The 7,343-nt window shown below is 46.1% G+C and carries 7 protein-coding genes and 1 tRNA gene; 6 read left to right on the top strand and 2 right to left on the bottom strand.

Going from position 1 to position 7,343, the window contains the following annotated elements:
- The 4 genes from Q0238_RS00285 to ybaK all read left to right on the top strand — a co-directional run.
- The coding region (locus tag Q0238_RS00285; protein WP_297941723.1) for a ribonuclease J at nucleotides 1-1,523 on the top strand (1,523 nt) is incomplete at its 5' end.
- Nucleotides 1,524-1,863: 340 nt separating this feature from the next.
- Nucleotides 1,864-2,826 carry a KpsF/GutQ family sugar-phosphate isomerase gene (locus Q0238_RS00280; RefSeq protein ID WP_297941720.1) on the top strand — a complete coding sequence of 321 codons (963 nt, stop codon included), beginning with the start codon at nucleotides 1,864-1,866 and terminating at the stop codon, nucleotides 2,824-2,826.
- Between the two features lie 8 nt (nucleotides 2,827-2,834).
- Nucleotides 2,835-3,596, top strand: a complete 762-nt coding sequence (locus Q0238_RS00275; protein WP_297941726.1) for a pseudouridine synthase — start codon at nucleotides 2,835-2,837, stop codon at nucleotides 3,594-3,596.
- 15 nt (nucleotides 3,597-3,611) lie between these two features.
- On the top strand, nucleotides 3,612-4,085 hold the full coding sequence (gene ybaK / locus Q0238_RS00270) for a Cys-tRNA(Pro) deacylase (protein ID WP_297941718.1): 474 nt from the start codon (nucleotides 3,612-3,614) through the stop codon (nucleotides 4,083-4,085).
- A gap of 363 nt (nucleotides 4,086-4,448) precedes the next feature.
- Here the strand turns inward: ybaK and Q0238_RS00265 are convergent, their stop codons facing one another.
- Nucleotides 4,449-5,012 (bottom strand): LemA family protein, encoded by a 564-nt coding sequence (locus Q0238_RS00265; protein ID WP_297941715.1) that lies wholly within the window; start codon nucleotides 5,010-5,012, stop codon nucleotides 4,449-4,451.
- A gap of 70 nt (nucleotides 5,013-5,082) precedes the next feature.
- Here Q0238_RS00265 and Q0238_RS00260 point away from each other — a divergent pair.
- Nucleotides 5,083-5,159: transfer RNA gene (locus Q0238_RS00260), tRNA-Met, on the top strand.
- 201 nt (nucleotides 5,160-5,360) lie between these two features.
- Entirely contained in the window at nucleotides 5,361-5,954 is a 594-nt protein-coding gene (locus Q0238_RS00255; RefSeq protein WP_297941713.1) for an effector protein, read from the top strand.
- 89 nt (nucleotides 5,955-6,043) lie between these two features.
- Here the strand turns inward: Q0238_RS00255 and Q0238_RS00250 are convergent, their stop codons facing one another.
- Complete coding sequence (locus Q0238_RS00250; RefSeq protein WP_297941710.1) at nucleotides 6,044-7,195, bottom strand: hypothetical protein; 1,152 nt, start codon at nucleotides 7,193-7,195, stop codon at nucleotides 6,044-6,046.
- Nucleotides 7,196-7,343: the final 148 nt, after the last annotated feature.

The raw sequence follows: 7,343 nt of genomic DNA, 5'->3' as shown, positions 1-7,343 counted from the left end.
TGGACATTTTAATCCCCGACTTCGATTATGTTCGCAAGATAAAAAACAAGATCAAAGGCATCATTATCACCCACGCGCATGAGGATCATATCGGCGCGATGCCATATTTTTTCAAAGAATTTCAATTCCCGATCTACGCTACGCCGCTTCCTTTGGGAATGATAAGCAATAAATTTGAAGAGCACGGCCTCAAAGCCGAGCGTAGCTACTTCCGTCCCGTGCAGAAGCGTCAGCTCTATCAGATCGGCGATTTTGAGGTCGAGTTTATCCATATAACGCACTCGATTATCGATGCAAGCGCGCTAGCGATCACGACGAAGGCGGGCACCATCATCCACACGGGCGATTTTAAGATCGACCACACGCCGATTGACGGCTATCCGACCGATCTGAACCGCCTTGCGTATTACGGCGATCAGGGCGTCATACTTTTGATGAGCGATAGCACGAACTCGCACAAAGAGGGGATCACAAAGTCCGAAAGCTCAGTAGGAAAGACCTTTGATACGATATTTTCAAGCTGTAAGGGGCGGGTGATAATGAGTACCTTCAGCTCAAACATCCACCGCGTATATCAGGCTATAGAGCGCGGCGTAAAATACGGCCGCAAGGTCTGCGTCATCGGGCGAAGCATGGAGCGGAATTTATTTACCGCGATGGAGCTCGGCTATGTAAATTTAGACAAAAAAATCTTCGTCGATGCCGATCAGGTCTCCAAATACCCCGATAATGAGGTTTTAATCGTTACTACCGGCTCGCAGGGAGAGACAATGAGCGCGCTGTACCGTATGGCGACGGACGAGCACAAATATATCAAGATCAAATCCACCGACCAAGTAATCATCAGTGCCAAAGCGATCCCGGGCAACGAAAGCAGCGTCTCAACCGTGCTTAATTACCTGCTAAAAAGCGGCGCAAAGGTCGCGTATCAGGACTTCAGCGAGATACACGTAAGCGGGCACGCCTCGATCGAGGAGCAAAAACTCATGCTGCGCCTGATAAAGCCGAAATTTTTCCTACCCGTGCACGGCGAGTATAATCACATCGTAAAGCACAAAGAGACCGCGATGGAGTGCGGCATCGAGGAGAAAAATATCTATCTGATGAACGACGGCGATCAGATGGAGGTTTGCGAAAAATATCTAAAGCGCGTCAAGACCGTCAAGACGGGCAAGGTTTTTATCGATAATCAGATCAACAAGCAGATCTCTGATGAGATCGTCAAGCACCGCCAAAATTTAGCCGATGCGGGCGTCGCGGTCATCATCGCGCAGATCGACAAAAACGAAAAGAGGCTCATTCAGACGCGCGTCATCACCTACGGGCTCGTCGCCGATAATCAAACGGCGCACTTTACCAAGGAGATGCAGGGCATCATCGAGCAGTTTTTAGCGAATTTAAAAGATGAAATTTTGCTCGATCACTGGGCGCTGGAGGGCAAGATCCGCCAGGCCGTGCGAAAGCACATCTTTAGAAAGATCAAAAAATATCCGACCATCGTGCCGGTGATTTATTTGATGTAAGCGCGGCTAAATTTATCTCGCAAGGAGGCTTTTATCTTGCGGCGGACGAGTGAAATTTTATGGCGCGGATGAGCTTTCGGGCGTGAAATTTTGCGATGTGAGTGGGCTTTGCAGCGTTGGAATTTCAAAGCGGCAAGTAAAATTTGAGCGTAAAATTTCGGCGTAAAATAAAATTTAAAAAGCGTCTAACAAGCCCGTGGCAAGTAGGCAGAGCGGCGCGCGATTTTGTAGATTAGAATTTTATGGCGTAAATTTCAAGGGCGCTAAATTTCGACTAGCGCAAATTTAAGCGTGGCGTAAAGAGGCGCAAAATGAAAGCAAATTTTAAAAAGAAGGTTGAATGAGTGAAATTTTAGATACGGCACGAGAGGTGCTGAAGCTCGAAGGAACGGAGCTTTTGCGGCATGCGGGGCTTATCGGCGACGAAATTGAGCGAGCCGTAAACTTGATCCTGGCTTGCAAAGGCAAAGTAATCGTCACCGGCGTGGGCAAGAGCGGCCACATAGGTGTTAAGATCGCCGCGACGCTTGCCAGTACTGGCACGCCGTCGTTTTTCGTCCATCCTACCGAGGCGCTGCACGGCGATCTGGGCATGATCGGCAAGGACGACATGGTGCTTGCGATCAGTTTTAGCGGCGAGAGCGAGGAGCTGGTTAGGATCCTACCTCACCTCAAACGCTTCGGCGTAAAGATCATCGCGATGGCGCGCGATAAAAACAGCTCGCTCGGCAAGGTTAGCGACGAGTTCATAAGCCTTAGCATCGTCAAAGAGGCCTGCCCGCTAGGTGCTGCGCCGACGGTTTCTACGACGCTAACACTTGCGTTAGGAGACGCGTTAGCGATCTGTTTGATGAGGCAGCGCAGATTCGGCAAGGAGGATTTTGCAAATTTTCATCCCGGCGGAAGCCTCGGTAAGCGGCTTTTCGTCAAAGTAAAAGACGTAATGCAAAGTAAAAATTTACCGGTCGCAAGCCGTAACGCCAGCCTAAAACAAGCTATCGACGTTATGACGCACGGAAAGCTCGGCACTGTCTTGTTAGTAAACAAAAAAGGCACGCTCGAGGCGATCTTAAGCGATGGCGATCTGCGCCGCGCGCTGATGCGAGAGGATTTTGACATCAATGACGCTGCGCTAAAATATGCCACCAAAAACCCTAAAATGCTGGACGATAAAAATATGTTAGCCATAGACGCGCTAAATTTGATCGAGCAATTCAAAATTCAAGTCCTGCCCGTAGTCGAAAATGGCGTGCCTGCAGGGATTTTGCATATTCATGATCTAACGAGCTTGGGGCTAAAATAATGCAAAAGATGCGCCTGAATAAATTTATCTCTCATAACACCGCCTACTCGCGCCGTGAGGCGGACGAGCTGATCAAGCAGGGCAAGGTTAGCGTTAACGGTCGCGTCGTTGGCGATTTTATCGAGGTTAGCGGCGAGGAGAAGATCCGCATCGGCTCGCGTCTTATCAAGCCCAAGACGGAATTTACAATGATCGTTTATAACAAACGCAAAGGCGAGTTAGTTACTAAAAAGGACGATCGCGGCAGGCGGACGATTTACGATAGCTTGCCGGAGGGGTTTAGCAGATTTGTTAGCGTAGGGCGTTTGGATTTTGCAAGCGAAGGGCTTTTGCTGCTGACCGATGCGCCCGCAATCGCTACGGCGCTGATGAACAGCGACATCGAGCGAGAGTACTATCTAAAGGTAAAAGGCGAGGTAGGGGGCGAGGTCGTAACGGCGATCCGCGAGGGCTTTTTTGCCGCAGATGCGAGCAAAGGCGCGCACGCCAAAAGCAAGATCAAATCGATGGAATTTAAACCCTTTTTGGGCTACCGCATAATGCCTAGCAGCGGCGGTTATACGAAGATAAAGGCGATCATTAACGAGGGGCAAAACCGCGAGCTGCGTAGATTTTTCGGCTATTTCGATCTGGATGTCGTGGAGCTTAAGCGCACGGCATTCGGTAGAATGACGCTTGGGATGTTAAAACCCGGCAAATGGCGCTATTTCGATCAGAGCGAATACGAAGATCTGCGCGATTTTTTGAAAGAAAACAAAATCCGCTATTAAATTTAAGGAGGCGAAATGAGTTCAAAGACGAACGCCGCGCGCGTACTGGATAGCTTGAAAATTCCCTACGAGATCAAAGAATACGCGGTGGATCCTTTAAATTTAGACGCGGTGCACGTGGCAAACAGCGTGAACGAGCCGATCGAGCGGGTTTATAAAACGATAGTTTGCACGGCGGATCACGAATACGTCGTGGCCTGCCTGCAGGGCGATTTAAATTTGGATCTCAAGGCGCTCGCGCACATCTGCGGTGCGAAGCGTTGCGAGCTGATGGATTTGAAGGATTTGCAAAAGGTCACGGGCTACATCAGGGGCGGTTGCTCGCCGCTTGGGATGAAAAAGCACTTCCGCACCTTCATCGATGAGCGAGCGCTAACGCAGGAGAAAATTTATGTTAGCGCAGGCGTGCGCGGAAAACAGATCGCTCTCGCGCCGAAGGACCTCACAACTGCCACCGAGGCGCAAATTTGCAAAATTACTCACGACTAACGAGGCGTTACTTTTGCTGCCGCTTCTGTAAGTAACACCGGCGGCAAGCTAACGAAAATTTACACTGCGAATTTAGATTTTTAAAATTTGGTGTTGCGCTGCTTGTTAAAACAAGCTCCTGTGCGCCGAGAAAATACAAATCAAATAAATTTCGTAAAATTTTATTGTTAAAATTCTAAGTGCCGCACACCGCAAAATAGCTCAAACGAGATGTCAAGCGCATGCGGTGCAAAGCGAAGTCTCTTTAAAAATATGTGTTTTGCGCGTGATCTGTTTTGCTCGCTATAAATTTAGGCTCGCGATGCTCGGCATTATTTGCTATGGAATTTTAAAATTTCATCGTAAATTTTCTACGTCTCGCGCCTATTTTTTAAAAAGCTCAGAGACGTTTGGGGCTTGCTTTTCTTGCTCGCTGGCGGCGAAAAATTCCGCTTTGGCGAAGTTAAAAACGCTGGCGATGATGTTAGTAGGAAACATTTCGCAGGCGTTATTATAAACCGTAACGGCGCCGTTATAAGCGCGGCGTGCGGCGCTGATCTGCTCCTCGCACTCGCCTAACGCATTTTGTAGCTTGGCAAAGGATTCGTTAGCCTTGAGGTTCGGATACGCCTCTACCGCAATGCGGATCTGCCCCAAAAGAGCCGAAATTTCGCTATTTAATTTAAATTTATCCGCGTTAGAAGCCGCGTTGATCGCTTGCGAGCGAAGTTCGCTAACGCGCGTTAGCACGGCGTTTTCGTGGCTCATATATTCGCGCGTGGTGCTAACTAAATTTGGGATGAGGTCGTAGCGCTTTTTAAGCTGCGTATCGACGGTAGAGGCGATATTTCGCACCTGGTTACGCTTAGCGATGAACGAGTTGTAAACGCCCACTAACGCCAAAACTAACAAAACTATGACGACTAATAAAATCAAAGCCGCATTCATTTTCTCTCCTTTTAAAGTGTTTCAATTAAAAATAAGAATATTTAGCTATACTTGCCATTTCTTTTCGCGTGTCAAGGTAGCTCAGCTGGTTAGAGCGCTGGTCTCATAAGCCGGAGGTCGAGAGTTCAAGTCTCTCTCTTGACACCAAAACATTATTTCGCGCCCGAGCGCCTTTTACGATACTAAAAAGCGCGCCGCCTTTCGAATATATTTATTATTTTACAAAAAAATTCCTATAGTTTGGCTTTGTATTTGTTTAGATTTGAAAATAAATATTTATAAATTCTTAAAAGCAAATGGTAAAATTACGCACTCGATACTTTTTGCTAAAATTTTACGGGAGGGATCATGAAATTTAAAGATTTTAAAGCTGCAAACTGCGCTAACTACGATTTTTTCACCGCCGAAGAGCTAAGCTATAAAGAATTTATCAGGCTTAGTTTCGGCGAGTTCGCCCGCAAAAATCCAAGCTCTAACTGGGCGCTTAGCATTGACGATAGGAGCTTCGATTCGTTTCCGAATTTTACTCAAAAGCATCCAATTTGCTTATCCGATCTAAATTTTAAAGATAACGTCTTTCAGTTTAGAATCTGCTCCGAAAACAGTGTCCAAAGCCTAGGACACCGCATTTTCACCTGCTTAGATGGCATCCACAGAGACTTCGTCGCAAGCGAGATCAAGCAAACCGATGAAGTGATGATGAAGCTAAAGACGGGCGTTTTGAAGGACTTTACCTGCGTCTCAAAGTGCGGCTGGTGGATAACCGACATCTGGCGCGATATGTATCCGGTGATGGATGAGAGCGAGAGCGAAAATTTCGTCGCAGATATGCTTGGTAGCGAATTTTCGGCTCAAATGCGGCTTATAAACGAGCGGCTTTTGAGCGCGCAAAATAGCGGCGAGCTTGACGGGCTCATCGCCGAGCTAAGGACGCAGGAGTAAATTTTTAAAATTTTGCCCGCGAATTGTCCTAGGTGCGGCGGGCGCGCTCACGCGTTTTGCGGCTAAATTTTAAATTTGCCCTCTTAAATTTATCCCAGTTTGCCGTTTGTCGCACAGCTATTTGCAGGGTACGGCGTGAGTCCATAGTCTGCGGCTTCGACGTTCCAAAAGTCCAAATTTGCGCTACGCGATACGATATACTCAAAACCCTTTTGATTCAACTCGATCAAAATTTCAAATTCATTGCCGTTTTTACAGATGATACTTTCAAAAAAGTGCGAAAAACAGGAGATCTTCGCGTTTTCTTTCTGCATCGATTGATTTAGCATGAGCTCCATGTTGCTTAGAATTTTAAACACCGTCTGACTTGTCTCAAACCTACCGAAGCGCGCATAATACTTCGCTAAATTTTGCTCGTTTAGCGTAACGGCTTTGGTGCAATTTTGCGTTATCTGCTCGTATATCACGCCGAAAAGCTCAATCGACGCGTTTTGATTATCTATCGCCTTGTTTTCGTGGTTTTCGATGACAACAAAGCCGTCTTTTATGCAAAATTTCTCGTTTTTATAGTAAAAGCTTACTCTTGCGATCTCTTGCTCGAAGCGCTTTTTATAAGTGAAAGGTAGATACGTTGTAACGCCCATTTTATCGATGATCGCAGAGCTTTTGACGCCTCCGTCCAGCTCGTGCTGCATAAAGTAGCGGATGAAGCTGCCTTGCTCTATATCGAAGCTATTTAAATACTCGATCTTATCCAGATACGCACAGCGGTAGAGCCGCACGAACTCGGAATTTAGCGAGATATTTATCTCGTCGGGGATGTCGCCGTATTTTTCGCTTTGCGGCGCGTCGATGCGCTCTATGATATTCATCTGTTTTTCGACTTTGTCTTTTACGAAAATAGTGATTTTGACCTGCTGCATCTCATAAAAGCGCTTTATCGTCTCGGTCGCGCTTTTGGTGATGTCAGTCTTAAATTTTTTCGCGAGCTCCGATTTTTTGAGCGTCAGCGAAAAATCGCCGTTTTTTAGCTTGTTCTGCGAATACAGAAGATAAAGCAGCTCCTCATAAATCATCAAATGCGAGTAGGTCAAAAATGTATTATCCACAACTATGACATAGTAGCAGCGCGTTACGGAGTATCTTTTGTTGTCTCTTAAAAAGTCGTTGTAAATTTTTAGCTTGCTCGCATTTTTCGATACCTTAAATACGTCGTAAGATTCTAAAAATATATTTTCCATATTTCGCCTTAGGTCAAGATACTTTTGAAATATTACACCATATTTGTTTTAAGTTGTTTTAAATTTTATCTTAAGGATAAAAAATATTAGCGAGTAAAATAATTTATAAAATTTCAATCATATTTTTAATATTAGCTTAAATATAATA

Origin of the sequence: uncultured Campylobacter sp. (assembly GCF_938045775.1) — a bacterium.
In the GTDB taxonomy this organism is placed as follows: Bacteria; Campylobacterota; Campylobacteria; order Campylobacterales; family Campylobacteraceae; genus Campylobacter_B.
This window is presented reverse-complemented; position numbering and strand designations above follow the sequence as displayed.